Here is a 26,717-nt window from a genome sequence, read left to right as displayed (position 1 = left end):
CCCTGTATTCGCCTTTGTCGGGGCATAGGACCCAGACATAGCACCGATGAATGGTTCGGCCACCTAACCTCCCGTATGTGTTTACGGGGTCCCGCCCGGTTTCTCGACTTCCGCTCCAGGCAGCCCCTGCCCGCCTGCCCCCGCCTGGACCTGCCCGTCCCGACGCGGTAGAAGGGACCATCGTCACACCCGTGATGGTGGTGCGGCCGGCAAGGGTGGGGATCGATGCAGGCGGATGGCCGCCGACCATCGCCCCCGCGCCCGGCTGCCCCCGTCCGTCCCGACCGGAGGCTTCCGCTCCCATGTCAGCACGCCATGACGCGCTGCGTATCCGCGGTCTTTGCAAATCCTTCGGCGGCAAGGCCGCGGTCCAGGGCCTGGACCTGACCGTGGCGCCGGGGGAATTCTACGGTCTGCTGGGTCCCAACGGCGCCGGCAAGACCACGACCCTGCGCATGGTGGTGGGGCTGCTGCCCGCCGATGCCGGCACGGTCGAGATCCATGGCGTCGATGTGGCCCGCGATCCCATCGCGGCCAAGCGCATGGTGGCCTGGCTGCCGGACGAGCCCATGCTCTATGACAAGCTGACGCCGCTGGAATATCTGGAGTTCGTGGCCGGCCTCTGGGGCATCGGCGCGGCGGAGGCGGACGCACGGGCCCAGGCGCTGCTGGAGCGGCTGGAGCTCTGGGACCACCGCGACGAGCGCTGCGAGGGATTTTCCCGCGGCATGAAGCAGAAGGCCGCGCTGGCCGGGGCGCTGATCCATGAGCCGCGCCTGCTGATCCTGGACGAGCCGCTGACCGGGCTGGACGCGGCCATCGCCCGTCAGGTCAAGGACCTGCTGGTGGAGCGGGCGCGGGCCGGCTGCACCATCATCCTGACCACCCATATCCTGGAGGTGGCGGAGCGGCTGGTGGACCGCATCGGCATCATCCAGCGCGGCCGGATCGCCGCCGAGGGTACCCTGGCCGAGCTGCGCGGCCGCGCCGGCCGCGAGGGCGGCACGCTGGAGGAGGTGTTCCTGGCCCTGACGCTGGAGAAGCCCGAGACGCCGGCCGGAGCCATGGCATGAGCAGCGGGACCGCCCTTCTCTCCGACATCCCCGCCCCGGCCCGCCGCCGCGGCGCCATGGCCCGGCTGCGGCCCGGCGGCATCCCCTGGCTGCTGTGGCACGAGCTGCGGCTGTTCAACCGCCGCAGCGACAAGCCCAAGCTGGCCCTGGCCCTGCTGGGATTCATCCTGGTGGTGTTCCACGGCGTCGGCGTGCTGCTGGCGCTGGGCCTGCGCACGGCGGCAGACAAGGGGCTGCTGGACTGGGCGCCGGTCCTGGGCGGCAGCGGGCTGCTGGCCCTGGGCGTGATGGTGGCCACGGCCCTGGCCACGGCGGTGGACGCCTTCTATACCCGCGGCGACCTGGATCTGCTGCTGTCCAGCCCGTTGCCGCCGCAGCGGCTGATGCTGGTGCGTGCCCTGGGCATCGCCGTCACCGTGGTGCTGGGCATGAGCGTCTTCCTGCTGCCCATGGTCAACAGCCTGGCGGTGATGGTCAGCGCCCGCTGGCTGCTGGCCTATGTCACGGTGCCGGCCCTGGCCCTGCTGGCCACGGCCATCGGCCTGGCGCTGGCGCTGGGGCTGTTCCGCCTGATCGGCCCCCGCCGCACCAAGCTGGCCGGCCAGATCCTGGCCGGGCTGCTGGGATTCCTGGTGGTGCTGGCCGGACAGATCCCCAGCCTGATGCAGCAGACCAAGGCGCTGCCGGACTGGCTGACGGCCCTGCTCGACAGGCTGGCCGGCGCCAAGCCGCTGCTGGCGGCCCTGGGGCAGGTGCTGACCGGCCAGTCGGCACCGGTGCTGCTGGTGCCGCTGCTGGCGCTGGCCCTGTTCGTCCTGATCGCCTGGGGGCTGGCCCCCGCCTTCGTCCGCACCCTGGCCGGGGCCGCCGCCGTCCCGGCCACGCCGCGGCGCCGCTCGGGCCAGGGCAGCAGCCGCCTGCGCCCGCGCGGCCCCCGGGCCAGCCTGCGGATCAAGGAATGGCGGCTGATGCGCCGGGACCCGTCCATGCTGGCGCAGCAGCTGCTGCAGAATCTCGGCATGCTGGTGCCGCTCTCCATCGTCCTGTTCACCAAACCCATCCCCGGCACCGACGGGACATTGTCGCTGGCCTGGACGGGCCTTGTGCTGCTGGTGCCGCTGCTGGCCGGCAGCCTGCTCTGGCTGACCCTGTCGGCGGAGGACGCGCCGGAGCTGGTGGGCACACTGCCCGTCTCCGCCGCCACCGTGCGCTGGGCCAAGATCGAGGCGGCGCTGATCCCCGCCTTCGCGCCGCTGCTGCTGGTGCCCGTGTGCGTGCTGCCCCACAGCCCCCGCGTGGCGCTGATCCTGCTGGCCTATGCCGGGCTGGCCGGGCTGTCGGCGTCGCTGCTGTCGCTCTGGTACGCCAAGCCGGGCAAACGCAAGGATTTCGCCCAGCGGCGCAAGGGCTCCGTCACCCTGGGGCTGGGCGAGATGTTCCTGTCGCTGGCCTGGCTGGGGGCCTGCACCCTGGCCCTGCTGAAGCCGCTGGGCGGCCTCATCGCCGCGGTGGTGCTGGTCTGCGTGCTGGCCGGGGTCCGCGCCCTGTTCACCCCGCTGGACCCGCGGACGCCGGGATGAGGCGGACCGCCGCCCCCTGCCCGGCCGCGTGCGCGTGCCCTAGCGCTTGCGCGCCAGGGGGTGGTGGGTTTCCACCGTGCTTTTCAGCCGCTCGCCCACCACATGGGTATAGATCTGGGTGGTGCCGATATCGGCGTGGCCCAGCATCTTCTGCACGCTGCGCAGATCGGCGCCATGGTCCAGCAGGTGGGTGGCGAAGCAGTGCCGCAGCACATGCGGGCTGACCTTGGCCGGGTCCAGCCCCACCTCCAGCGCCAGCTCCTTCAGCAATTGCCCCAGCCGGCGCCGGGTCAGCACCCCGGCGGCGCTGCGGGACGGAAACAGGAAGGCCTGCTGTTTGGCCTCGCGCCCGCGCACCATGAAATAGGCCCGGTCCGGCAGATAGGCGGCCAGGGCGTCGCGGGCCGGCAGCGACAGCGGCACCAGCCGCTCCTTGCCGCCCTTGCCCCGCACCAGCAGGGCGCGGCCGTCGCGGCTGAGGGCGCTGGCGCTCAGCCCCACCAGTTCCGACACGCGCAGACCCGAGGCGTAGAGGATCTCCAGCAACGCCGCCAGCCGCCGCCCCTCCGGCCCGCCGCGGCGGGCGGCGCCGGCCAGCATCAGCCCGACATCGTCCTCGCTGAGGATCTTCGGCAGCGGCCGCCCCTGCTTCGGCGTGTCCAGCACCGAGGACGGGTCCTCCGCCCGCAGCCCCTCCGACACCAGGAACTTGTAATATTGGCGCAGGGCCGACAGGCGGCGGGCCACGGTGCGCACCGACGCCTTCTCCTTGATCCGCCCGTCGCCGAGATGGGCGAGATAGGCCCGCAGATCCTCGCTGGAGGCGCGGTCCAGCCCGGTGGCGCAGCGCTGGCGCAGAAAGCCGTCGGCATCGGTCAGGTCGCGGCGGTAGGCGTCGCGGGTATTGGCCGCCGCCCCGCGCTCGGCCACCAGCATGTCCAGCAGCGCATCCACATGCGGCGGCAGCGGCGGGGCCGGCTTCTTCGGCCGGCCCGGGCGGGCCTTGGCCGCCGCACCGGCCGGCGGAGCAGCCGTGCTCATGCGCCCAGACGCCCCGCCATGGCTTCCACCGCCACGCGGCGGGCCACATCCTCCAGCCCGGCGGCCTTCAGCGCGGCCACGGCGGCCTGCACATCCAGCGGACTGGCCTGGGCCGGCCCGCCATCGCCGCCGCTGGTGGCCAGGATCGACAGCGCCTCGGCCACGCCCACCCCTTGGGGCTTCGGTCCGGCATCGATGGCCGCATCGGGCAGCGCCGTGCCGGTCAGGGCGGACAGCACCAGCAGCACGCCGTCGGCCTTGTCGCGGGCGGCGGCGGCATCGCCGCCGCCACTGGCCAGCCCGGCGACCCAGGCGCCCTGGTCCACCTCGCGTTCCTGCACCAGCCCGTAAGCCGCGGCCAGCGGCCACAGCCGGCCCCAGGCCCCCTCATCCTTGCCGGCGCGGGCATCGGCCCGGGCCAGCTCGATCCAGGGCTGGGCCTCGGCCAGCCGGTCCTGCAGCAGCAGCAGCCGCGCGGCATGGGGAGCGATGACGGCATACCCCACATTGACCGGCAGGGATCGCACCTCCTCCGCCAGCAGGGACCCGTAGGCCCCGGCCAGCAGGGCCGGGTCCGCTGCCTGCACCGCGGCCTTGACCAGCCCGCCCTTGAGGCTGGGCGAGGGTTCGGCCAGCGCCGCCTTCAGCAGCTGCAGCCGGATCAGCGGCGTGGGCTTGCGCGCCGCGGCAGGCAGGGTGCGGGCGTCGCCGGGCTCCAGCCCCTCCAGCAGGGTCTGCAGCCCCGCCGTCTCCAGGCTGCCCAGACGCAGGGCCCGCTCGGCGGCGGCGGCACGCTGGGCCGCCGGCACCGCGGCAGTGCGGGCGATGGCGGCGGCTTCCGCCGGCCCCAGGGGCTTGAGATCCGCCGGCAGCGGCCGGCCCGAGGCCAGGATCAGGGCCAGCTGCGGCGGTGTCGGCTCGCTGAGACCCTTGACCGGCGGTTTCTGGCCGCTGGCGGCGATCTCCGCCAGACGGAAGAAGGTGTCGTCCTTGTCGCCCAGCTCGCGCAGCATGTCGATGCCCAGCAGGGCGGTATCGGCATCGCCGGCCTGCACCTGGCAGACGATCTGGTATTTCTGCCAGATGGCGTGGTTGAAGCGGCCCAGTAGCTCGCCCACGCGGCCGCAGGCGGCGGCGCTGTCCCCGGCCAGATAGGTCAGGGCCATCCAGGCGGCTGCCGCCTCCTCATCCTCCAGCGCGTCCGGCGCCACGTCCAGCATGGCCGCGGTGCCGGCCACATCGCCCAGCCCCGCCAGCTTCTGCAGCCGCAGGGCGGCGAGATTGCGTGTCCCCTCCCCCGCCGGCAGCGTGCCCGCGGTCAGCAGCAGGCGGCGGGCCGCCGCGCGCAGGGCAGGCGAGGCCAGACGCGCCGGCAGGTCTGCCAGCAGGCGCTCCACCTCGGGCCGCGGGGTGGCCCCCCAGAGATCGGCGGACAGGCCGCCATTGTCCGGCCCCAGCGTCCCGGCCGCTTCCTGGCTGACCGGACGCAGCTCCTCCACCTCCAGGCCCGACGGCACACGCCGATCGGCCGCCGGCGCGCCCATCGCCGGGGACGCCGGGGTCGTCGCCGTCTCCGGCCCCAAAGGCGCCGGTGCCGTCATGGGGGCCGGCCCCTGTGGGTCCCGGGGCGCCGCCGCATCCGGGGCCGGGCCGCCCAGCGAGGGCGGCACCAGCGGGATCGGGGCATTGCTGCCCTGGGCCAGCGCGGCGGGCGCCGTCCCGGCCAGCAGCAGGACCAGCGGAATCAGGCCATGGCGCAGACGGCGATCAGCCGAAACGGTCATTGGGAATCACCCGCTCCACCGGGGCCGATGGCGCCGGCATGTCCCAGGTCGCCAGGAAGGCGACGCTGCCGACCACCAGGATCAGCACCAGCAGCAGGAGGATCTGGACAAGCTTGCTCATAGACGGACCGGAACCGCGCTCGAATCGGTGCCCGGGCCCCCAGCGCGCAAAGGACCCGGACCGGAATGATGATGGGACTGTAACATTCACGGCCGCCCATGCTATGGACGGGTCATGCTGTCCGCACCGTTCTGCACTGTAGCGTCCGACCTGGGGGCTGGCAACGCCGCCCCCGGCCGCGGTTAAGACCTTCGGGGGACCAGACCATGGTCGGACCGCAGGCCAACCCGCCACGCCTACTGCTGAAGCCGCCCCGCACGGTGGTGCTGATCGGCCTCATGGGCGCCGGCAAGACCAGCATCGGCAAGCGTCTGGCCGCGCGCCTGCACCTGCCCTTCGTCGATGCCGACCAGGCCATCGAGAGCGCGGCCGGCTGCAGCGTGCAGGAAATCTTCGACCGTTTCGGCGAGGCCGGCTTCCGCGACGGGGAACGGCGGGTCATCGCCCGGCTGCTGGACGGCCCGGTGCAGGTGCTGTCCACCGGCGGCGGCGCCTTCATGGACCCGGCCACCCGCGCCCTGATCCGGGACAAGGGCCTGTCGGTGTGGCTGCGGGCCGAGCTGGACGTGCTGGTGGCCCGCACCGCCAAGCGCGACCACCGCCCGCTGCTGCGCCAGGGCGACCCGCGGGAGATCCTGGGGCGGCTGATGGCCCTGCGCTATCCCGTCTATGCCGAGGCCGACCTGACCGTGGACAGCGACGACATCCCCCCCGACGCCACCACCGAGCGGGTGCTGCGCGCCGTGCAGGATTGGGTGGCCGTGCAGCAGGGCGATGCGGAGCACGGAACGCCGACGGCGTATCAGACCACCGCGCCGACGGCGCAGGGACCGGTTGCGGAGACGGCGGTTCCCCCCCGCCCGGACTCTGCCTAGAGTCTGCTCCCGTTCCCTGCTGCCGAGGCCGCCATGAGCATCCCGACCGCCGTTCCTCCGGCCGCCGCCCCCCTGACGGGCCTTCCCCCGACGGCCGGACCCGCCGCCGCGACGGTGCGGGTCGATCTGGGCCGCCGCGGCTATGACATCCTGATCGGGCCGGACCTGATCGCCGGGGCCGGACAGGCCATCGCCGAGCGTCTGCCCGGACGGCCGCTGGTGGTGCTGACCGACGCGACCGTGGCCGACCTGCATCTGCCGGCCCTGATGACATCGCTGACCGCCAGCGGTGCCCCGGTGCTGGAGCCGGTGGTGGTGCCGGCGGGCGAAGCCTCCAAGGAGATGGGCCGGCTGGCCGCGGTCATGGATGCGCTGCTGGCCCGCGGGCTGGAGCGGCGCACGGTGCTGGTGGCGCTGGGCGGCGGCGTGGTGGGCGATCTGGGCGGCTTCGCCGCTGCCATCGCCTTGCGCGGAATCGACTTCGTGCAGGTGCCGACCACGCTGCTGAGCCAGGTGGACAGCTCGGTCGGCGGCAAGACCGGTGTCAACAGTGCCCATGGCAAGAACCTGATCGGCGCCTTCCACCAGCCGCGTCTGGTGCTGGCCGACACCCGGACCCTGGACACCCTGCCCCGGCGCGAGGTGCTGGCCGGCTATGCCGAGGTGGTGAAATACGGGCTGATCGACAATCCCGGCTTCTTCGACTGGCTGGAAGCCAACGGCCCCGCCCTGATCGCCGGCGACGCCGCCGCCCGCGCCGAGGCCATCCGCGTCTCCTGCGAGGCCAAGGCCGCCATCGTCGCCAAGGACGAGACGGAAAGCGGCCTGCGCGAACTGCTGAACCTGGGCCACACCTTCGGCCACGCGCTGGAGGCCGAGGCCGGCTATGGCGGCGCCGTGCTGCATGGGGAGGCCGTGGCCATCGGCATGGTCATGGCCTTCGACCTGTCCGTGCGCATGGGCCTGTGCCCGGCCGCCGATGCCGAGCGGCTGCGGTCCCATCTGGCCGCCGTCGGCCTGCCCACCAGCGCCGCCCATCCGGGCCGGGGCGGCTGGACCGCCGAAGCGCTGCTGGCGCACATGGCCAAGGACAAGAAGGTGCGCCAGGGCCGCGTCACCTTCATCCTGGCCCGCGGCATCGGCCGGGCCTTCCGCTCGGCCGACGTGGATGTGGCCGACGTGGCCGCGGTGCTGGCCGCCAGCCTGCGCGGCTGACACGGCCGCTTGCGGAGATGGGGTGCCCGGCGGCCCAAGGGCGGCCGGACCCGCTTGGATGGGATTTCATGGATACGCGTAAGGACATTGACGGCCGTGCCGCCGGACTGATGCTGGTGCTCTGCGCCATCTGGGGCATGCAGCAGGTGGCACTGAAGGCGGCCGGTGGCGACATCGCCCCCATCGTGCAGGTGGCCGCCCGTTCCGGCATCGCCGCCCTGCTGGTCGCGCTGCTGATGCTGGCGCGGCGCGAACGCCTGCCCTTCCGCGACGGCACCTGGGTCCCCGGCCTGCTGGTCGGGCTGCTCTTCGCCCTGGAATATCTGTTCGTGGGCGAGGGGCTGCGCCACACCAGCGCCGCCCACATGGCGATCTTCCTCTACACCGCGCCGATCTTCGCCGCGCTGGGCCTGCATCTGAAGCTGCCGGCGGAACGGCTGCGGCCGCTGCAATGGGCCGGCGTCGGGCTGGCCTTCGCCGGGGTCGCCCTTTCCTTCCTGGGCCGCGGCGGCCCCGCCCCGGGTCTCAACGGGGGAGGCCAGTCCACGGCCTGGATCGGCGACCTGCTGGGGCTGGCCGGCGGGCTGGCCTGGGGCGCCACCACCCTGGTCATCCGCTTCTCCAGCCTGTCCCGCGCCCCGGCCACCATGACCCTGCTGTACCAGCTGCTGGGAGCCTGTGCCGTGCTGTCGCTGGCGGCGGTGCTGCTGGATCAGACGGCGGTGCGGTTCACCACCGTTTCCGTCGCCAGCCTGGCCTTCCAGGCGCTGGTGGTGTCGTTCCTCAGCTTCCTGGCCTGGTTCTCGCTGCTGCGCACCTATCTGGCTTCGCGCCTGGGGGTGCTGTCCTTCATGACGCCGCTGTTCGGTATCGGCTTCGGCGTCTGGCTGCTGGGCGAGGCGCTGGACCCCAGCTTCCTGGCCGGAGCGCTGCTGGTGCTGGGGGGCATCCTGCTGGTCAGCGGCCATGACTGGCTGCGGCAGGCGGCGGCACGGCGCCTGCCCCCGGCCGGCCGGCCATCGGACCGGCCGGCCGGGTCCTGAACCGGGGCCGGCCGCGACGGACAGGAGGGCGATCAGGCGCCGCGCTCTTCCCCGTCGGCGCCCTGGTCCGCATCCGCGTCCGGCTCGTCCCCGGCGTCCGCCCAGCGCCGCGCCCCCAGCAGATAGGTGCGCAGGGCGTGATAGACGGGGCCGCCCTTGCCCAGCACGCTTTCGAACAGCACGAAGCGGTCCACCAGGATCGGCCCGTCATGGTAGAGGCCCTGCTCCTCCAGGAAGCGGGCCAGCTTGTCGGCCTTGGCATCGCCCAGCCGGGCCAGGGTGACGTGCGGGCTGAATTTGCGCTCCTCCGCCGGCAGGCCGGCGCGGACCAGCGCCGATTCCACCCGGTCGCGCAGATGGTGCAGCGCCTCGTTGCGCTCCACCCCGGCCCACAGCGTATGGGTGCGGTGACCCTTGCCGAAGCTGCCCAGCCCCGACAGCGCCAGCGGGAACGGCGGGGACGCCACCGTCTCCAGCGCCATGTCGATATCCTGGGCCAGGCCCTCATCCACCTCGCCGATGAAGCGCAGGGTGATGTGGAAATTGGCGGCCGGGGCCCAGCGGGCACCGGGCACGCCGCCGCCCAGCCGGGCCAGACGCAGGCGCACCTCCTCGGGCAGGGCAAGACCGACGAACAGGCGGATCATGGGCACGTCTCCAAGGTTGCCGCTGCTGGCGAGAGGGAGAGGATGGGGCCATTCCCTGGTCACAGGGATTGGGTCTTATCGGCTGCCCCTGCCCCATTCCGATCTATTGCCGCAAGGACTATCCGCCGGCACGGAAGGATGGCATGGTCTTTCCGTCAACAACCCTGGGAAGCGGAGGCGTCTCGCATGAAGCCGGCCGACAGCCCTCTGTCCCTTCATCCCCCCTCTCCATTACAATGAAAGGCCTGTGCATGACCAAGCCGTTGCTCCACGCCATACTGCTGTCCTCGCTTGTTCTGCTGGCGGCCTGCGCCGGAAATCCGACGCCGAAGGGAGATGGTGCCAAGGTCGCCTCCAGCGATGCCGCTTACCGCAACAAAAACTGCGGGGCCACAGGCACACGCCTGGATAAAAGCTGCGGCGGTGCGAAGGTCGCCGGTACAGGGCCGGTCGGTCTGCAAGGCAACGGCACAGTCGACAGCAAAGAAAACCCGTAAACGGCCGGGCATAACCCCGACAGCCTGCTTGGGGTCCCCGATGCCGGCCTGCTTCGGCAGAGAGGGGGCCGCAACGCCATTCTCACTGTCCGATCACAGGAACAGGGTCAGCACGCCGCTGTAACTGTGCAGGCGCCCGTTCGACAGCTCGCCGGCGGCATAGAATCCCGCTAGGGGTACATCGCCCAGCACCCGGGCGATGCGCTCGACCTCGTCCGGCAGCAGCCCCGCGCTGTCGGGACCGCGGGCGATACAGGACAGGTACAGGGCGCCGGCCGGGGTGCGTCCGCCCAGCCGGCGCTTCAGCGATGCCAGCATGCGGTCCATGTCGGCGGCGGCGGCATCCCGGTCGCGGCGGCAGAACAGCAGCGTGTCCCCCACCTCTGCCCCCTCGGCGATGGCGATCCAGCCGCGGACGGGATCGATGGCCATGAGGTCGCGCACCAGATACTCGCCGGTGTCGCTGCCACGCACCGGCAGCGCCGCCGTCACCGGCCCGGCCACCCGGCGCAGGTCGGCCGCCAGGTCCGGCCCGATCTCCGCGCGGAACACATCCAGCGCCGGCCGCCCGTCCAGCTCCATGATGACGGCGCGGTCGGCGGCGGTCACCGTATGCGCCGGCCCCAGCGGCCGGCAGCCCTGGGTCAGGGCCGTGGCCACCTCCACCTCGGCCCCGACCAGCAGGCCGGACAGGCCCCCGGTGCTGACGGCCCGCCCGGCCACCTGCGCCGGCTCGCCGCGGCCGGCCGTCAGCCCGCCCACGACATAGGCCCCGGTCCGCTGCGCCACCCCCTGCACCAGATCCATCAGCTTGCCGTTGTTCGGATTGCCATGGACCAGGGCCAGGGTCGGCCGGTGCAGGGCCAGCCAGGTGGCCGCCTCGTCCAGCGCATCCAGACCATCCGTCATCGAGGGCAGCAGCCGCAGCGCACCGGCGGGGAAACGGCCGATCAGCGCCGCCACCGCCGGCCCCCCGCCCAGGGTCCGGGCCTCGCCGCCGGCGATGGCGCAGACGCCCATGCCCACCGTCCCGACCCAGTGCTCCACCCCGCTGACACCGCGGAACAGCGTGACGATGCTGCCCAGCTGGTCGGCCAGGGCGTCGCTGACATAGAGGAAGCCCTGGGTGGCGCCGGCCAGCCGTGGCAGCCGGTCCAGGCAGGCCTTGGCGGCCTCGGCCCAGTCGGCCCCCCCGGCCAGGGCGGCGGCGAAACGGGGCTGCCCTGTGCTGGCACCCATGCTGTCTGCCATGATCGCCCTCAGCCCGCCTTGAGACCGTCCAGCACGGCGATGACGCCGGGCAGGATGTTGCGGACGATGACCGCCACGCCCTCCGCGGTGGGGTGCATGCCGTCCTCCTGGTTCAGGGCCGGGTCCATGGCCACCCCCTCCAGGAAGAAGGGATGGAAGGCCACGCCATGGGCCTTGGCCAGATCGGGATAGAGGGCGTCGAAGGCCCGCGCATATTCCGGCCCCAGATTGCGCGGGGCCAGCATGCCGGCCAGCAGCACGGCCACCCCCTTTTCCTTCAGCCTGGTCAGGATGCGGTCGAGATTGGCGCGGGTGGCCGCGGGGTCGATGCCGCGCAGCCCGTCATTGGCCCCCAGCTCGACGATGACCATGTCGGGCTTGTCGGCCAGCAGCCAGTCCAGCCGCGACAGGCCGCCGGCCGTGGTTTCGCCGGACACGCCGGTGTTGGGCACGCGCACATCATAGCCCCTGGCCTTCAGCGCCGCCTCCAGCTGGCTGGTGAAGGCCGCCTCCCGCGGGAGCTTGTAGCCGGCCGACAGGCTGTCGCCCAGGGTGACGATGGTCAGCGGCCGGTCCGCCGGGGCGCCGGCAGCGCCCTGCGCCAGGACGGGTCCCGGCAGCGACAGGGCCAGAAACGCCGCCATGGCCAGGACCAGAGACGCGATTCGGTTGAAAAGCGCAGGCCCAGGGCCATATCGCCAGGAGTTTTCCGCAGTGCGAGAGTTCGTCATGGCGAAGCCCATGGTTCCGGCCGATCCCGTCGTTCTTCTGAAGGACGTCCACCTTAAGCTGGAGAGTGAGGCCGGACCCGTCAACATCCTGAAAGGCATCAGCCTGGATGTGGGGGCGGGGGAGAAGGTGGGCGTGGTCGGCCCCTCCGGGTCCGGCAAATCCTCCATGATGATGATCCTGGGCGGGTTGCAGCCGCCCAGCGCCGGCAGTGTCCGCGTCAAGGGCCGCGAGCTGACCAGCCTGGGCGAGGACGAGATGGCGCGCTTCCGCCGCGACGAGGTGGGCATCGTCTTCCAGGCCTTCCACCTGATCCCGACCATGACGGCGCTGGAGAATGTGGCGATTCCCCTGGAGTTCGCCGGGGCGCCCGATGCCTTCGACCGTGCCCGCGCCGGGCTGGAGGCGGTGGGGCTGGGCCACCGCCTGGGCCACTATCCCGGCCAGCTGTCGGGGGGCGAGCAGCAGCGTGTGGCGCTGGCCCGCGCCTTCGCCCCGGAACCGGCCCTGCTGCTGGCCGACGAGCCCACCGGCAATCTGGACGGCGACACCGGCCGCAAGGTCATCGACCTGATGTTCGGCATGGCCGACCGGCTGGGCACCACCATCCTGCTGATCACCCACGATCCCGGACTGGCCCGCCAGTGCGACCGCGTGGTGCGGCTGGTGGACGGGCTGATCGTCGATGACGGGCGCAGCGCCGTCCGCGCCGTGGCCGACTGACCCCGCCTGCAATAGTCCAGGTCCGGAGCGTATCATTCCGGGTCCGTATCGGTTTCTGGAGATCGATCCTTGACCGCCATCCCGTCCGACGCCGCCGCCCGCCCCCTGTCCCAGCTGCGGCTGGCCCTGACCATCGCCCGGCGGGAACTGCGCGGCGGGCTGACCGGCTTCCGCATCTTCCTGGCCTGTCTGGCCCTGGGGGTCGGCGCCATCGCCTCGGTCCAGTCGGTGTCGAGCGGCATCCTGGAGGCGCTGCGCAATGACGGCCGCGCCATCCTGGGCGGCGATGCCGCCCTGCGGCTGCTGTACCGGGAACTGACGCCGGAGCAGATGTCCTGGCTGCAGGCGCGCGGGCGGGTCACCACCCATGGGGAGATGCGGGCCATGGCCCGCGACCCCGACGATCCCGGCCGGGCCACGCTGGTGGAGCTGAAAAGCGTCGATGACGCCTATCCGCTCTATGGCCGGCTGGAGCTGACCGGCGGCGCCGGCACCCTGGACCAGGCGCTGGCCCGGCGCGACGGACGCTGGGGCACGGTGGTGGAGCAGACGCTGGCCGACCGGCTGGGTCTGGCCGTGGGCGACGCCGTCAAGGTCGGCGATCTGCTGCTGCAGGTGCGCGCCATCATCGCCCGCGAGCCCGACCGGGCCGGCGGCGGCAGCTTCTCCCTGGGTCCGCGGCTGATGCTGGCCGACGCGGCGCTCCGGGCCAGCGGCCTGTTGCAGCCCGGCAGTCTGGTGACCTGGAATTATATGGTGCAGCTGCCCCCCGGCAGCGATGTCACGGCCTTCCGCGACGCCCTGAAGGCCGACTGGCCCGATGCCGGCTGGCGGGTGCGCGACTATAGCGACGCCGCCCCGCAGCTGGCCCGCTTCATCGACCGGCTGACCCTGTTCCTGACCCTGGTGGGGCTGACGGCCCTGCTGGTGGGCGGGGTCGGCGTCGGCAATGCCGTGCGCAGCTATCTCGACACCAAGACGGCCACCATCGCCACGCTGAAATGCGTGGGCGCCCGCGGCGGGCTGATCTTCGAGGCCTATCTGGCCCAGATCCTGGCCCTGGCCATGGTCGGCATCGGCATCGGCCTGGTCATCGGGGCGCTGGTGCCGCTGCTGGCCGGCCGCGCCCTGGCCGGGCTGCTGCCCATCGCCGCCGAGATCGGCGTCTATCCCGGCGCCCTGGCCATCGCCGCCGGGTTCGGGCTGCTGACGGCCCTGGCCTTTTCCGCCTGGCCCCTGAGCCGGGCGCGGGAGGTGCCGGCCGCCGCCCTGTTCCGCGACGCCATCCTGCCGGCCCGCGTGCGCCTGCGTCCGGCCTATCTGGCGCTGATGCTGGCCTCCGGCCTGGGGCTGGCCGGTCTGGCCGTGGCCACGGCGGAGGAGAAGGGCTTCGCCCTGGCCTTCGTGGCGGGCAGCGCCGCCACCCTGGCCGCCTTCTGGGCCGCCGGCTGGGCCGTGACCCGGCTGGCCGCCCGCCTGGGGCGGCCGCGCCTGCCGGTGCTGCGGCTGGCCCTGGCCAACCTGCACCGGCCCGGCAATCCCACCGGGGCCGTGGTGCTGTCGCTGGGGCTGGGGCTGACGGTGCTGGTGGCCATCGCCCTGATCGAGGGCAATTTCCGCCGCGAGGTGCAGGAGACCCTGCCCGGCAATGCGCCCGCCTTCTTCTTCGTCGATATCCAGCAGGACCAGGCCGACGCCTTCCGCCGCACGGTGGAGGCTATTCCCGGCGCCTCCGGCCTGGAGATGGTGCCGAACCTGCGCGGCCGCATCGTCGCCGTCAACGGCACCGAGGCCGAGAAGGCCGTGGTCAACCGCGACCATGCCTGGGTGCTGAACGGCGACCGCGGCATCACCTATCAGGCCGAGCCGCCGGCCGGCGACGTGGTCACGGCCGGAGCCTGGTGGCCCAAGGATTACCAGGGGCCGCCGAAGCTGGCGATCTACCGCGATGTGGCCGACGCCTTCGGCATCGGCCCCGGCGACCGGCTGACGGTGAACATCCTGGGCCGCGACATCGAGGCCGAGGTGGGGCTGGTGCGGGATCTGGATTTCCGCAGCATGACCATCAACTTCACGCTGGTCTTCTCCCCCGGCGTGCTGGAGGCGGCGCCCCAGACCTATGTGGCCACGGTGCGCGCCACGCCCGAGGCCGAGGCGCGGCTGCAACGGCAGGTGGCCATCGACTTCGCCAACATCACCGCCGTGCGGGTCAAGGATGCGCTGGACACCATCAACGGCATCCTCGGCAATATCGGGCTGGCCGTGCGCATCACCGCCGGCGTGACGCTGCTGGCCGGCACGCTGGTGCTGGCCGGGGCCGTCGCCGCCGGACACAAGCGCCGGGTCTATGATTCGGTGGTGCTGAAGGTGCTGGGGGCCACGCGCATGACGGTGCTGCGCGCCTTCCTGCTGGAATATGGCGCGCTGGGCCTGATCACCGCCGCCATTTCCGGCGCGCTGGGCACGCTGACGGCCTGGGCCGTGCTGACCCGGGTCATGGAGTTCGAATGGACCTTCCTGCCCGGCGCCGTGCTGACCACGGCCCTGCTCTGCACCGCCATCACGCTGGGGCTGGGCTTCGTCGGCACCTGGCGGGCCCTGGGCCAGCCGGCCGCGCCGCTGCTGCGCAACGAGTGACGGCGCCCGGCGCCTGAGGGAACCCGGACCAAGGCCGGCGACCGCCGGCCCGCGGGCCCATGCCCGCGCGAGCCAAGCCGCCGCACGGCGGCGCCCGGCGCCTGAGGGAACCCGAAAAACCGGCGGCCGCCGGCCCTATTGCAGGTCGGCCAGCCGCTCGGCCTCGTCCTGGGCGATCAGGGCGTCGATGACCTCGTCCAGTTCGCCGGCCATGAAACGCTCGATCTTGCCGTAGAGCGTCAGGTTGATGCGGTGGTCGGTGATGCGGCCCTGGGGGAAGTTGTAGGTGCGGATGCGCTCGGAGCGGTCGCCGGAGCCGACCTGGCTCTTGCGGTCGGCGGCGCGCGCGGCGTCCTTGCGCTGGCGCTCCAGTTCATAGAGGCGGGCGCGCAGCACCTTCAGCGCCTTGGCCTTGTTCTTGTGCTGGCTCTTCTCGTCCTGCTGGCTGACCACCAGCCCGGTGGGCAGGTGGGTGATGCGCACGGCGCTGTCGGTGGTGTTGACCGACTGGCCGCCGGGGCCGGAGGAGCGGAACACGTCGATGCGCAGATCCTTCTCGTCGATCTGCACATCCACCTCCTCCGCCTCGGGCAGCACGGCCACGGTGGCGGCGGAGGTGTGGATGCGCCCCTGGGTCTCGGTGGCGGGCACGCGCTGCACCCGGTGGACGCCGGATTCGTATTTCAGCCGGCGGAACACGCCGCGGCCGGTGATGGTGGCGATGGCCTCCTTGTAGCCGCCAAGCCCGGTCTCGCTGATCTCCATCACCTCGAAGCGCCAGCCCTGGAGGGCGGCATAGCGCCTGTACATGTCGAACAGCGCGGCGGCGAACAGGGCGGCCTCGTCGCCGCCGGTGCCGGCCCGCACCTCCAGGATGGCGTTCTTCTCGTCGGCCTCGTCCTTGGGCAGCAGCGCCAGCAGGATGCGCCGTTCCAGATCGGGCAGGCGGCGGTCGGCCTCCTCCAGCTCGGCCCGGGCCAGATCGGCCATGTCGGCATCGTCGCCGGCGGCCATGGCCTCCAGCTCGGCCCGGTCGGCGCGGGCCTTGCGCATCTCGGCGATGGCGGCGGCCACCGGCTCCAGCTCCGCGAATTCCTGGCTGGCCTTGACGAAGGCGTCGCCGGCCAGACCGCCGCTGGCCATCAGGTCGCGCAGCTCGTCATACCGCTGGGACACCTTGGCCAGCGGCTCCCCGAAGCGTTGCTCGAAATCACTCATGACACCCGATCCTCCGGCCGCTGGATATAGGGCATCCCAGGGCCGCGGTCACGCGGGAAGGTCGGGGCGCGGCGTGCGGATCAGCGGGGGATCACCCTATTCCGCCGCAGTCAGGACCCTGGCCTGCGTCGGCCACTCATCCCAGGTCCGGTCGTCCAGGATGCGGCCGGCGGCCTTCTTGTTGCGGCCGCCCCATTGCTTGAAGTGGAAGGCGACGCGCTGGGCCACGCAGGCGTCGCGGATGCCGCGGACCCAGGCCTGATCCATGGGCCGCGCATTAGGCCCACTCTCCCCACCGGCAATGACCCAATCGATCCCGTGCAGGTCCAGCGTCGTCAACGGCCCCAGTAACGGTTCCAGGCTGAGGAACTTCACGAAAGCCCCGGTGCGGCGCAGATGATCGACCCGATACCAATACGCCTCGGACTCGACACTGACCCCCATCCACACATTCTGCGGCCAGCGGATGGCGGCGGCCAGCACCTCCAGCCGTTCCGCCCGCTTGGTGAGGATCTGATAGGTGTGCTGCGGTGTCTCCCGCATCACCGTGAACACGTCCTGAATGAAGTCCAGCGGCACGTCCTCATGGAACAGATCGGACATGGAGTTCACGAAGATCATCCGACCCTTGGACCAGCGGCGCGGGATGTCCAGCGCCGCCCGATCCATTACCAGCGTCCCCGTCCATTTCGGCCGCCCGCCGGAAATCCGGGTCGTGCCGGCATATTTCTCCTGCCCCATGGCCTCCAGCCGCCGGGCCATGCGCATGGCATAACAGTTGGTGCAACCCGGCGACAGGATCGTGCAGCCGGCGACCGGGTTCCAGGTGCTGTCGGTCCATTCGATGCTGCTGTCAGCCATAGATCATCAATCCTACAGGAATGAAATAAGAACGCTCTCCCCAAACGTACCGTTTCTCCGGGATATTTGCGAGTTTGTTATGACATTAATCCGGCCATCCGCCTCCAGTCTGATCAGGGCTTCTCTGTAGTTTTTGTCAACATAAGGCGTATTCACATGATGTCTATCCACTATTTGGGAAAATCTGAGTGTCTGACCGGAGAACTTAATCGATAGATCTCTCGCAAGATCGTCGACCGGCCTCAACAGTGACAGCAACAGAGGCGAGTTCTCATCAGCTGGCGAATACTCAAATGATGCAACACCGTCCTCTACTCGAGAGCTGCGCCTTGCCATGATTTCCTTCATGATCTTATAGCCTAAAACATGCTTGGATACGAAAACTAGATGGTGAGAGCTTCGAGTTCCTTGCGAATTTTTGAAGCGAAAAGGAAGAACATAGTTGCCGCCAAGCTCTTTTATAGCTAGCGTGATTTGCTCAAGGATCATTGACTCTCTTTGTATTGGGGTCTTGTTCTGCAATGCAGCACGAAGTTTCTCTGCTCTTTCAGCTCCGAACAAGGCATCCATATGATGGCCAACTACCTGATTGGGAAGACCGGCATTTATGCGATTGTAATTGAAGAAAAAAAACACAATCGCAACCCCAATCCTTTATAGCGCCCTGAATTAATCCCAGAGAAAGACCTCTATATCCAAATGGATCAATAAATGAGAATGTTGGAACAAGTTTCGTTTCCTGCATCCATTTGCCAATGTAACCGCCAGCATCGCCGTTTTCTATGACTGGCTTAAATCTGAGTTTCTCTACTCCTTTAATATTCTGAACCTCATTGCGCAAGCTATCGGCATGCGTCGGCTCCTCATCGTTAAAAATAGATACCAGCATCTTTGAAAGATCAGGATCGTTTGCCACACGCTCGAGCACAAGCAATGGGGTCGACTTCGCGCCATCCTTGTAGCGTCCAGGTCCGGCAAACAGATCTATATATGCAATTTTGTTGTTGTGGAACCGTTTAGCTGTTGCTTTAATAACATTGGCCCAAGCAAAGAAATAATCATGGATTATTGCAGCCTTTACCTCGCTTTGATCAGAGCGTTCATTAAAGAATGGATCTACCATCGCGTACACCCCGAAAATCTCGCGCCTACTCCATTCGTATCATTTTGAGAGAACTCCTTCCACATCCCCCCGCACACTCTCCACCAGCAGGTAGTCCGTCACCGGCATGGGGACGCAGCCGGGGTCCAGTTCGTGGCAGAGGCGGTGGCAGAGGATGGTGAGTTTGGCGGAGGTGTGGGCCGGGGTCTGGGCGGGGAGTAGGGTGAGGAGCCAGGTCAGGCGGCCGGCGGTCCAGGAAGGCGTCGCACTCGTCGTCCGTCATGCCGTCGGTGTCGCGGCGGTAGAGGTCCAGCAACCTTGCGGGACCTGCGGGCGGCGTTCGAGGTGCTCGACGTGGTGTTCACAGCGGATGCGGGTGGGGTGGGGGTGTATCTGCGGCGGGGGGATGAGGCGGCGGGGTGAGGGGGTGCCGTGTTCATCCGTTGTGATCCGTGTTCATCCGTGTTCCCGGACCACGGTGGGGGTGGGGTTAGGATGGGGGGGATGGGTGTCGGGGTGCGGCTTCGCCTTACCCCGACCTACGGGGCTTTCGGTGATCTGCATCAGCCGATCCCGGGGACCCCGGCTCGGGGGCCGGGGTGACGGCTGGTGCCTCGCAGGGTGGGGGTGTCGGATTACGCTTCGCTGATCCGACCTACGGCGGGGACGGAGGGTTACTCCGCCGCCACGGCGGCGTCCTTGGCCTTCTGCGCCTCGATCTCGGCGGCCTTCTGTTCCACCAGCTTGACCAGATGGTCGACGATGGCCTCGTCCTTCAGCCGGTGGTGGGGGACGCCGCCGATGAAGACCTGGTGGACACCCTTGCCGCCGCCGGTGAAGCCGATATCGGTCATGGTGGCCTCGCCGGGGCCGTTGACCACGCAGCCGATGACCGACACGCTCATGGGCGTGGTGATGTGGGCCAGCCGTTCCTCCAGCACCTCCACCGTCCTGATGACGTCGAACTGCTGGCGGGCGCAGGAGGGGCAGGAGATGACGGTGACGCCGCGGCGGCGCAGGCCCAGGCTTTTCAGCATCTCGAAGCCCACCTTCACCTCCTCCACCGGATCGGCGGACAGGGAGACGCGGATGGTGTCGCCGATGCCGCCCCACAGCAGCATGCCCAGGCCGATGCTGCTCTTCACCGTGCCGGCGCGCAGGCCGCCGGCCTCGGTGATGCCGATATGCAGGGGATAGTCGCAGGCCTCGGCCAGCCCCTGATAGGCGGCCACGGCCAGGAACACGTCGGAGGCCTTGACCGAGATCTTGAACTCCCGGAAGTCATGGTCCTCCAGGATGCGGGCATGGTCGAGCGCGCTTTCCACCAGCGCCTCGGGGCAGGGCTCGCCATACTTCTCCAGCAGGTGCTTCTCCAGGCTGCCGGCATTGACGCCGATGCGCATGGAGCAGCCATGGTCCTTGGCCGCCTGCACCACCTCGCGCACGCGCGACGCATCGCCGATATTGCCGGGATTGATGCGCAGGCAGGCGGCGCCGGCCTCCGCCGCCTCGATCGCGCGGCGGTAGTGGAAATGGATGTCGGCGACGATGGGAACCCGCGCCGCCCGCACGATCTCCTTCAGCGCGACGGTGGAGTCCGCGTCGGGGCAGGAGACGCGCACGATGTCGGCCCCCGCCTCCTCGGCCCGGCGGATCTGCTCGATGGTGGCCCTGGCGTCGGCGGTCACCGTGTTGGTCATGGTCTGCACCGTGATCGGCGCATCCCCGCCCACCGGAACCGGGCCGACCATGATCTGGCGGCTCTTGCGGCGGAGGATCTGGCGATAGGCGCGATGGGTGGTGGACATGATCGGACAGCCGGTTCCAGAACGGGCGGCCCGCGGGGCGCGGGCCGGCACGGGCCTAAAGGTGCGGGCGAAAAGCGACGGGATCAAGGCCCGGCCGGCGGAAAGATGCGGCCGGCCGGGAAACGGGGCGGTGCCCGGGTGGTCCGCCCGCCTCAGCGGGCGGCGCGGGCGGCCAGGGCGTCGGGGGCCAGGGCGATGTTGCGCACCACCTGACCACGGGCGCCCAGCGGCGGCAGATCCCGGCCGTCCAGGCTGATGACCACGCCGGCGGCATTGCCGGTCAGCAGGGTCAGCCCGGCGGCGTCGGGCGCGCGGAAGACGTCGCCGGGGCGCAGGTTGCGGGCGGCCCAGGTGGTGCCCTTGGCGTCGCGCACCTCGATCCAGGTATCCTCCACGGCGCGCACGACCACGCGCACCTCGCCCTGGCTGACGCCGAAGACGCGGCCGGTCGGCGGCGTGGCCGGCGCGGGCGGCGGGGCGATCTCCTCCGGTGCGGCGGCCTGCTCCTCCTCGGACTCGGGCGGCGGCGCCTGCCCCAGATCGGGAAGCTGCGGCACCTCCGCCTCGTCCGGCTCGGCCGCCGGCGGCGCTGCCGCGGTCGGGGCACCGGGCTGGGCGCCAGCCAGGACCCCGGGCTGGGCGCCCGGCTGGACGGAGCCCGGCAGGGCACCCGGCTGTGGGCGCGGCGCCGGCGGAGCGCCGGCCGGAGGAAGGCCCGGCGCCGGCCCGGTTCCGGTCAGCGCCGGCGAGGGCGGTTGCGCCACCCCGATCTCCGGCGCCGTCGGCTGCGAACTGCCCACCAGATCCTGCACCTGGTTGGGTTGCAGCACGGCCGTGGGCGGCGGGGCCGGCTCCGGCGCGCTGCCATTGCCATAGATCAGCGCCGCCAGCCGGTCCGGCAGCGGCGGCACGAAGTCGGACAGGCTGCGGTTGGTCGACGACATGACGTACCAGCCGCCATAGACCACGGCCCCCAGCAGACCGGCGATCAGCAGCACGGCCCCGCCGGGCACCCGGCTTTCCGTGACCGGCTCGGGGAAATACAGCTCCGCCGCCTGCGGCACGCCGGCGGCATCCTGCTTGAAGCGGGTCAGGACCTGGGTGGCGTCCAGATCCAGGGCCTGGGCATAGGAGCGCAGGAAGCCGGTGACGTAGGCCTGTCCCGGCAGCTCGGTCCAGCGCCCCTGCTCGATGGCCTGGAGATAGGATTCGCGGATGCGCAGCCGCCCGGCCAGCTCCGTCAGGTTCAGCCCCAGCTGCTGCCGGCGGAAGCGCAGCAGTTCGCCCACATGCTGGATGCCGGTGGGCTGGCTGGCGTCGGGGGCATGCCCCGGCGCGGTGCCGATGGTGCCGGCACTGCCGTCGATAACGTCGAACTGTCTGCGTTTCTGATCGACCATGGTTCCCCGCCGACCCTCCGGGGCCGCTTCATCCTCCGGGACCGTTGCGCCTGCTGCCGGTGTGGCATCGGCTGCGGTCAGGCCCAATGGTCGCCTGCTGTCTTAGCAACCCGGCGCGGCGGGCGCAACCGCGCCGCGGTATCCCTCCCCTTACGAGAGGGGGTCAGATCTGAATCCCATGGTCGCGGGCATAGGCCCGCAGCCATTCCCGCAACGAACGGTCGTGCCGGACCAGCAGATGGTCCATGTAGCGCGCCAGTTCGCCCACATCGACCGACCGCACCATCGCCTTGATGTCGAAGAAGGCCGGCGGCGACACCGACAGGCGGCGCAGGCCGACACCCAGCAGGGCCATGGCGTCCAGCGGGCGGCTGGCCATCTCCCCGCACAGCGACAGGTCCACCCCGGCCTCGTCGCAACGCCGGGCCAGGGTGCGCAGCACCGTCAGCATGGCCGGCGACAGCAGGTCGTAGCGGTTGTTCATGGCCGGGTTGCCGCGGTCGGCCGCGAACAGGTACTGGAACATGTCGTTGCTGCCGATGGACATGAAGTCGATGCGCGGCAGCAGCCCGTCCAGCTGGAACAGCAGCGACGGCACCTCCATCATCACCCCCACCTTCAGGGTGGCGGGCGGCGGCAGCCCGTCGCGGACCAGCCGGTCCAGCTCCAGGTCCAGCACACGCCGGGCCTGGTCAAACTCGGGCACGATGGCGATCATGGGGAACATCAGCCGCAGCGGACGCCCGGCGGCGGCCCGCAGCATGGCGCGCAGCTGCTTACGCAGCATGGCCGGCCGGTCCAGCCCGATGCGGATGGCCCGCCAGCCCAGGGCCGGATTCTCCTCGTCCAGGTCGGGGAAATAGGGCAGCGACTTGTCGCCGCCCACATCCAGGGTGCGGAAGACCACCGGCTTGCCCTCGGCCGCGTCCAGCACCTTGGCATAGGATTCCTGCTGCACATCCACGTCGGGATAGCTGGGCCGCACCATGAACGGGATCTCGGTGCGGTAGAGGCCGACCCCCTCCGCATCCGTGCTCTGCAGATGCGGCAGATCCATCAGCAGGCCGCAGTTCAGCAGCAGCTGCACCGCCACCCCGTCGCGGGTGGCCGAGGGCAGGTCGCGCAGATCGGCCGCCGCCTGCTTGCGGCGGTAGCGGGCCTGGACCGACTTGGCGAAGGTGTCCTGGATGTCCTCGGCCGGGCGGACGAAGACCTGGCCGTGGTCACCGTCGACGATGAGGAAATCCAGCGGCTCGACCCGCGACAGCACCTCGCTGCACTGGCCGACCACGGGGATGTCCAGCGCCCGGGCGACGATGGAGACATGGCTGTAGGAGGACCCCTCCTCCAGCACCAGGCCGCGCAGCTTGCGCCGGTCATAGTCCAGCAGCTCGGCCGGACCCAGATTGCGGGCCACCAGCACGAACTCGTCGGGCAGCGTGCCGCCCACCGCATCGACCGGGCGGCCGGTCAGATGCTGCAACAGCCGGTTGGTGATGTCGTCCAGGTCCAGCTGCCGTTCGCGGATATAGGGATCGGACACCTGCTGCAGCCGGGCGCGGTTGTCGTTCTGCACCCGCTGCACCGCGGCCTCCGCCGTCAGCCCGCTGCGGATGGCCTCGCGGATACGGTTCAGCCAGCCGCGGTCGGCGGCGACCATGCGGTAGGTCTGCATGATCTCGGCATGTTCGCCCTCGATCTCGCCGACGGCGATCAGCAGCTGGTCGATGGCCGAGTGCATGCCGTCCACCGCCAGCTTCAGCCGGGCCAGCTCCGTCTCGGGATCGTCGGCCACCATCTGGCGGATGGTCAGCTGCGGCCGGTGCAGCACGGCGGGACCCATGCCGACGCCGCGGTGCAGGCTGATGCCCTCCAGCCGGGACGGCAGCAGCACCAGATCGTTGGCCACCGACAGTTCGCGGCTGTCCACCAGCTCGCCGGTGGCCACCAGCTCGGCCACGATCATGGCGATGGTCTGAAGGGTCTCGACCTCCTGCTCGTCATAATCGCGGCGTTCGGTGTGCTGGATGGCCAGCACGCCCCGCACCCGGCTGCCCCGCAGGATGGGCACGGCCAGGAAGCCGTGGAACGGGTCCTCCCCCGTTTCCGGCCGGTAGGCGAAATTGGGATGGCTCTGGGCATTGGCCAGGGCGATGGGCCGCGCACGGGCGGCCACGTCGCCGATCAGGCCCTCGCTGACCCGCATGCGGGTCTTGTGGACGGCGTCGGGGTTCAGACCGATGGTGGCGAACAGCTCCAGCACCTCGCCCGCCCGCATGACGTAGCAGGAGCAGACATCGGCCGCCATCTCGTGGGCGATGGTCTTGACGATCTTGTCCAGCCGGTCCTGGGCCGAACCGCTGCCGGCCATGATGTCCCGCAGGCGCGCCAGCAGGCGCCGGGCGCCGAAGGCGCTGTCACGGGCACGCTGAACTTCCAGGGATTCGGTCGGATCTGCCATGTCACCCGTGCTCGTGCCGCCGGACGCCGCCGGACCTGTCCCCCCATCGTTACCATGGCAGGCGGTCCGGGCAAGAGAACGAAGTGCAGCGGGCCGCGGCCTGCGACCATCCCGCCAGGCCGGGCCGGCCTCAGCCCGGAACCGGTACCGCCAGACGGCGGTCGAGCGCGGCCGCGGCCTGCTCCACCAGTTCGGCCAGGATCTCGGCGCAGGGCTGTTCACGCGTGACCATGCCCACCGACTGGCCAGCCATCAGCGAGCCCATCTCCACATCGCCGTCGATGACGGCGCGGCGCAGGGCGCCGGCCCAGTAATGCTCGATCTCCAGCTGGGCCGCCTTCTGGTCCAGCTCGCCGCGGTCGAAGCGGGAGATGACTTCCTTCTGCTTCTCCATGAAGCGGCGGGTGCCCTCGTTCTGCAGGGCGCGCACCGGGATCACGGGGAAGCGCGCATCCATGGACACCGACGCCACGGCGTCGCGGGCGCTGGCGCGGATGAAGGCCTGCTTGAAGGCCGGATGGGCGCGGCATTCGCTGGCGCAGACGAAGCGGGTGCCCAGCTGCACGCCGGCCGCCCCCATCTCGAGATAGGAGATGACGGCGTCGCCGCGGCCGATGCCGCCGGCCACGAACACCGGCACGTCGCGGATCTCCGGCAGGATCTCCTGGGCCAGCACCGAGGTGGAGACCGGGCCGATATGGCCGCCGGCCTCGCTGCCCTCGATGACGATGGCATCGGCGCCGCTGCGGATCAGCTTCTTGGCGATGACCGGGGTCGGGGCGAAGCACATGACCTTGGCGCCGCCGTCACGGCCGGCCTTGATGGCGGCGGCGGGCGGCAGGCCGCCGGCCAGGACGATGTGCCCGACCTTCTCCTCCAGGCAGACCTGGACCAGCTGGTCCAGCTGCGGATGCAGGGTGATGAGGTTGACGCCGAACGGCCTGGCCGTCAGGGCGCGGGTGGCCCGGATCTCCGCCCGCAGCAGGTCCGGCGGCATGGAGCCGGAGGCGATGACGCCGAAGCCGCCGCCATTGGAGATGGCGGCCACCAGCCCGTGATCCGACACCCAGGTCATGGCCCCGCCCATGATGGCGAGGTCGGTGCCCAGATAGTCGCGCCCGCGCGCCCAGAGGTGGTCGAGCCGTTGGCGAGCGTTCATCGGGCGGGATCTTTCTTCATGCCGGGAATGGCGTGGTGGAATCGGGGTTCACTAGCGCCGGCTCCGCGCCCGGTCAAGGGCGGGGGACGGCTGGCGGCCATGCCCCGCCGCCCCCGGCGCAAAAGCTCCGCCGGCCGCCGGATGGGGGGCCGGCGGCGCAATCCGATCAGGCCTTGTCCAGCCCGTAGGCCGTGTGCAGGGCGCGCAGCGCCAGCTCGGTGTAGTCCTCGGCGATCAGCACGCTGACCTTGATCTCGCTGGTGGAGATGACCTGGATGTTGATGCCGCGGTCGGCCAGGGCCTTGAACATGCGCTGGGCCACGCCGGCATGGCTGCGCATGCCGACGCCGATGACGCTGACCTTGACCACATTGGCGTCGGAGGAGAGCTTGCGGAAATTCAGCTCCTCCTTGGCCTTCTCCAGCACCTGCACGGCGCGGTCCAGGTCGGTCTTGCCGACGGTGAAGGTCATGTCGGTGGTCTTGCCGTCCTCCGACACGTTCTGGACGATCATGTCCACATTGATGGCGGCGTCGGTCAGCGGACCGAAGATGCGGGCGGCGACGCCGGGATGGTCGGCCACGCCGACCAGGGTGATCTTCGCCTCGTCCCGGCTGTAGGCGATGCCGCTCACCAGTTCCTGTTCCACGATCTCGTCCTCATCCACAACCAGGGTTCCGGGGTAGTCGCTGCCGGGGGCAGGCTCGAAGGTCGACAGCACCTGCACCCGCACGCGGTGCTTCATCGCCATTTCCACCGAGCGGGTCTGCAGCACCTTGGCGCCCAGCGAGGCCATCTCCAGCATCTCCTCATAGGTGATGCGGGGGATCTTGCGGGCCTTGGTCACGATGCGCGGGTCGGTGGTGTAGACGCCGTCCACATCGGTATAGATGTCGCAACGGTCGGCCTTCAGCGCCGCGGCCAGGGCCACGGCCGACGTGTCGGACCCGCCACGGCCCAGCGTGCTGATGCGGTTACGCAGCGACACGCCCTGGAAGCCGGCGCAGACGGCGACCTCGCCGCTCTCTTCCATGCGCCGGACGATCTCGGTGGTGTCGATGCGCTCGATGCGGGCCTTGGCATGCACATCGTCGGTGATGATGGGGATCTGCCAGCCCTGCCAGGAGCGGGCGGGAACGCCCAGTTCCTGCAGCGCGATGGCCAGCAGGCCGGAGGTCACCTGCTCGCCCGAGGCCACGACGGCATCATATTCGCGCGCGTCATAGATCTTGGCGATGGAGCGGCAATACTCCACCAGCTGGTTGGTCACGCCGGACATGGCCGAGACGACCACCGCCACCTGATGACCGGCATCGACCTCCTGTTTGACTTTCCTGGCGACGTTCTTGATCCGCTCCGTGTCGCCAACGGACGTGCCGCCGAATTTCAGGACAAGACGCGCCATGCCGAGATCCACCAGGCCGAAGCGGCCGTTCAAGAGTTGCGTCGGGAGGCCGCAAAGCGACACAGCATGTCGCGGTTTCAGCCTCGC

The 26,717-nt window shown here is 70.4% G+C and carries 23 protein-coding genes; 8 read left to right on the top strand and 15 right to left on the bottom strand.

The window, feature by feature from the left end:
- Nucleotides 1-302: 302 nt before the first annotated feature.
- Nucleotides 303-1,073, top strand: a complete 771-nt coding sequence (locus DK368_RS04430; protein ID WP_114392350.1) for an ABC transporter ATP-binding protein — start codon at nt 303-305, stop codon at nt 1,071-1,073.
- Nucleotides 1,070-2,653, top strand: a complete 1,584-nt coding sequence (locus DK368_RS04425) for a hypothetical protein (RefSeq protein ID WP_114392348.1) — start codon at nt 1,070-1,072, stop codon at nt 2,651-2,653. The genes DK368_RS04430 and DK368_RS04425 overlap by 4 nt, the downstream gene beginning before the upstream one ends.
- 39 nt (nt 2,654-2,692) lie before the next feature.
- On the opposite strand, the gene DK368_RS04420 is transcribed toward DK368_RS04425, so the two are convergent.
- Genes DK368_RS04420 through DK368_RS21720 form a run of 3 tightly spaced genes read right to left on the bottom strand, consistent with a single transcriptional unit; the run spans nt 2,693 to nt 5,599 of the window.
- Entirely contained in the window at nt 2,693-3,694 is a 1,002-nt protein-coding gene (locus DK368_RS04420; RefSeq protein ID WP_114392346.1) for a site-specific tyrosine recombinase XerD, read from the bottom strand.
- Nucleotides 3,691-5,478, bottom strand: a complete 1,788-nt coding sequence (locus tag DK368_RS04415) for a hypothetical protein (RefSeq protein ID WP_114392344.1) — start codon at nt 5,476-5,478, stop codon at nt 3,691-3,693. The genes DK368_RS04420 and DK368_RS04415 overlap by 4 nt, the downstream gene beginning before the upstream one ends.
- Complete coding sequence (locus DK368_RS21720) at nt 5,462-5,599, bottom strand: hypothetical protein (RefSeq protein WP_193552246.1); 138 nt, start codon at nt 5,597-5,599, stop codon at nt 5,462-5,464. The genes DK368_RS04415 and DK368_RS21720 overlap by 17 nt, the downstream gene beginning before the upstream one ends.
- Nucleotides 5,600-5,805: 206 nt before the next feature.
- Between DK368_RS21720 and DK368_RS04410 the strand changes: the two genes are divergently transcribed.
- From DK368_RS04410 to DK368_RS04400, 3 genes are all read left to right on the top strand, one after another.
- Entirely contained in the window at nt 5,806-6,474 is a 669-nt protein-coding gene (locus DK368_RS04410; RefSeq protein ID WP_205028040.1) for a shikimate kinase, read from the top strand.
- A 33-nt stretch (nt 6,475-6,507) separates the two neighbouring features.
- Nucleotides 6,508-7,689 carry a 3-dehydroquinate synthase gene (gene aroB / locus DK368_RS04405; protein WP_114392341.1) on the top strand — a complete coding sequence of 394 codons (1,182 nt, stop codon included), beginning with the start codon at nt 6,508-6,510 and terminating at the stop codon, nt 7,687-7,689.
- A gap of 68 nt (nt 7,690-7,757) precedes the next feature.
- Nucleotides 7,758-8,732: a DMT family transporter gene (locus DK368_RS04400; RefSeq protein WP_114392339.1), complete on the top strand. Its 975-nt coding sequence runs from the start codon at nt 7,758-7,760 to the stop codon at nt 8,730-8,732.
- Between the two features lie 32 nt (nt 8,733-8,764).
- Here DK368_RS04400 and thpR read toward each other — a convergent pair whose 3' ends face one another.
- Entirely contained in the window at nt 8,765-9,379 is a 615-nt protein-coding gene (gene thpR, locus DK368_RS04395; RefSeq protein WP_114392337.1) for an RNA 2',3'-cyclic phosphodiesterase, read from the bottom strand.
- Nucleotides 9,380-9,630: 251 nt separating this feature from the next.
- Here thpR and DK368_RS04390 point away from each other — a divergent pair, with 251 nt between their 5' ends.
- Entirely contained in the window at nt 9,631-9,876 is a 246-nt protein-coding gene (locus DK368_RS04390) for a hypothetical protein (protein WP_114392335.1), read from the top strand.
- Between the two features lie 93 nt (nt 9,877-9,969).
- Here the strand turns inward: DK368_RS04390 and DK368_RS04385 are convergent, their stop codons facing one another.
- Nucleotides 9,970-11,127: an FIST signal transduction protein gene (locus DK368_RS04385; protein WP_114392334.1), complete on the bottom strand. Its 1,158-nt coding sequence runs from the start codon at nt 11,125-11,127 to the stop codon at nt 9,970-9,972.
- A gap of 8 nt (nt 11,128-11,135) precedes the next feature.
- Nucleotides 11,136-11,771: an arylesterase gene (locus tag DK368_RS04380; protein ID WP_240002332.1), complete on the bottom strand. Its 636-nt coding sequence runs from the start codon at nt 11,769-11,771 to the stop codon at nt 11,136-11,138.
- An 85-nt stretch (nt 11,772-11,856) separates the two neighbouring features.
- Here DK368_RS04380 and DK368_RS04375 point away from each other — a divergent pair, with 85 nt between their 5' ends.
- A complete protein-coding gene (locus DK368_RS04375; RefSeq protein ID WP_114392332.1) occupies nt 11,857-12,579 on the top strand; it encodes an ABC transporter ATP-binding protein in 723 nt (240 codons plus the stop codon).
- 69 nt (nt 12,580-12,648) lie between these two features.
- Nucleotides 12,649-15,216, top strand: coding sequence for an ABC transporter permease (locus tag DK368_RS04370; protein WP_240002331.1), 2,568 nt, complete (start codon nt 12,649-12,651; stop codon nt 15,214-15,216).
- A 135-nt stretch (nt 15,217-15,351) separates the two neighbouring features.
- Here DK368_RS04370 and prfA read toward each other — a convergent pair whose 3' ends face one another.
- The 9 genes from prfA to DK368_RS04325 form a co-directional block, all read right to left on the bottom strand.
- Nucleotides 15,352-16,434, bottom strand: coding sequence for a peptide chain release factor 1 (prfA, locus tag DK368_RS04365; RefSeq protein ID WP_114392331.1), 1,083 nt, complete (start codon nt 16,432-16,434; stop codon nt 15,352-15,354).
- Between the two features lie 96 nt (nt 16,435-16,530).
- Nucleotides 16,531-17,295 carry a DUF5131 family protein gene (locus tag DK368_RS04360; RefSeq protein WP_114392330.1) on the bottom strand — a complete coding sequence of 255 codons (765 nt, stop codon included), beginning with the start codon at nt 17,293-17,295 and terminating at the stop codon, nt 16,531-16,533.
- 12 nt (nt 17,296-17,307) lie between these two features.
- A complete protein-coding gene (gene tcmP, locus DK368_RS22230) occupies nt 17,308-17,931 on the bottom strand; it encodes a three-Cys-motif partner protein TcmP (RefSeq protein WP_205028038.1) in 624 nt (207 codons plus the stop codon).
- Nucleotides 17,843-18,418: a three-Cys-motif partner protein TcmP gene (gene tcmP, locus DK368_RS22225; RefSeq protein ID WP_205028036.1), complete on the bottom strand. Its 576-nt coding sequence runs from the start codon at nt 18,416-18,418 to the stop codon at nt 17,843-17,845. Before tcmP (DK368_RS22225) ends, tcmP (DK368_RS22230) begins: the two co-directional genes overlap by 89 nt.
- 653 nt (nt 18,419-19,071) lie before the next feature.
- A complete protein-coding gene (gene ispG / locus DK368_RS04350; protein WP_114392607.1) occupies nt 19,072-20,205 on the bottom strand; it encodes a flavodoxin-dependent (E)-4-hydroxy-3-methylbut-2-enyl-diphosphate synthase in 1,134 nt (377 codons plus the stop codon).
- Nucleotides 20,206-20,357: 152 nt separating this feature from the next.
- Complete coding sequence (locus DK368_RS21250) at nt 20,358-21,605, bottom strand: helix-turn-helix domain-containing protein (RefSeq protein ID WP_155524466.1); 1,248 nt, start codon at nt 21,603-21,605, stop codon at nt 20,358-20,360.
- Between the two features lie 163 nt (nt 21,606-21,768).
- Complete coding sequence (gene ptsP / locus DK368_RS04335; protein WP_240002330.1) at nt 21,769-24,066, bottom strand: phosphoenolpyruvate--protein phosphotransferase; 2,298 nt, start codon at nt 24,064-24,066, stop codon at nt 21,769-21,771.
- Between the two features lie 130 nt (nt 24,067-24,196).
- Nucleotides 24,197-25,225 carry an NAD(P)H-dependent flavin oxidoreductase gene (locus tag DK368_RS04330; RefSeq protein WP_114392329.1) on the bottom strand — a complete coding sequence of 343 codons (1,029 nt, stop codon included), beginning with the start codon at nt 25,223-25,225 and terminating at the stop codon, nt 24,197-24,199.
- A gap of 166 nt (nt 25,226-25,391) precedes the next feature.
- Nucleotides 25,392-26,630 carry an aspartate kinase gene (locus DK368_RS04325; RefSeq protein ID WP_114392601.1) on the bottom strand — a complete coding sequence of 413 codons (1,239 nt, stop codon included), beginning with the start codon at nt 26,628-26,630 and terminating at the stop codon, nt 25,392-25,394.
- Between the last annotated feature and the right edge of the window lie 87 nt (nt 26,631-26,717).

The organism is Oleisolibacter albus (assembly GCF_003336875.1).
Classification (GTDB): domain Bacteria; phylum Pseudomonadota; class Alphaproteobacteria; order Azospirillales; family Azospirillaceae; genus Niveispirillum; species Niveispirillum album.
Note: the sequence above shows the minus strand (reverse complement) of the source record. Positions and strands in the feature narration are given on the sequence as shown.